Consider the following 911-nt stretch of genomic DNA (forward strand, 5'->3'; position numbering starts at 1 on the left):
GAATCCCTCAACGTCATCGGCCAGACCTGGATGCGGGACACCACCCTGGACGCCAACCTTCTGAGCCAGATCGGCGGAGTCATTGATCTGCGCCAGCACCGCTTCGGCATTGTGGCGCAGGAAACCGGCTACTACATCGACGTGAAGGCGCAGATGTCCGCCGTCTCCTCCATCCACGGCGACACAGCTGCACGGGATGCCTACTTCAGAACCACCGGTCACCTGGCGAGCGCCATGGAGCACGGCGTGCTGGAACAGATGCAGGCGAACAGCCCGGCGGTATCCACGGTGAAGCTTCTGCAACTGAACAACGCCGCCGGGAACAAGGCCTTCCTGGTCACCTCCGCCAACTACGCCGCCATCAAGCCGCAGCTTGCCAACTACAGCACCCAGGACCTGAACGACTTCCAGACCAGCGTCACCAGCGGCAACACCCTCATCCTTCCGGAGAACGGCACGATCCCCCTGCAAGTATGGTCCGGCAAGGGGTATATCGATTTCAACATGGGGGGCACTTCGCGGCACGTGGGGATGATCATCGCCGGGGGGTACAATGGCGGGTACGCCGGAAATCTGGGGAATATCTCGGTCTCCAGTCTTGATAATATATTGAAGCTGAACCTCCGTCCTGACGCCATCACGCCCAAGACAAGCAGTCTCGATCCCGTCGACATGGCGACCGGCTTCTGGATGTACGGCAATACCGACCTGACCCTGTCCGGCGGGGCCGGTGGCTTAAGCCTCAAGCGTTCCTATAACAGCGGCAACAACAACATGAACGACTCCCTCGGCTACGGCTGGTCGCACAATTACCGCTTGTACGTGGAGCCCCACTCAAGCACCCCCTTCGGCCTCGGCCAGCGCCAGCCCGTGGACGCCGCGGCCTTGATCGTCGCCACGGTCGCCACCCT

General features: G+C 61.6%; 1 protein-coding gene. It reads left to right on the forward strand.

From position 1 onward, the window contains the following. On the forward strand, positions 1-911 hold a 911-nt coding region (locus KJB29_RS19095), incomplete at both ends, for a DUF6531 domain-containing protein (protein ID WP_246562095.1).

The sequence above is a fragment of the Geobacter grbiciae genome (assembly GCF_018531165.1).
Taxonomy (GTDB): domain Bacteria; phylum Desulfobacterota; class Desulfuromonadia; order Geobacterales; family Geobacteraceae; genus Geobacter; species Geobacter metallireducens.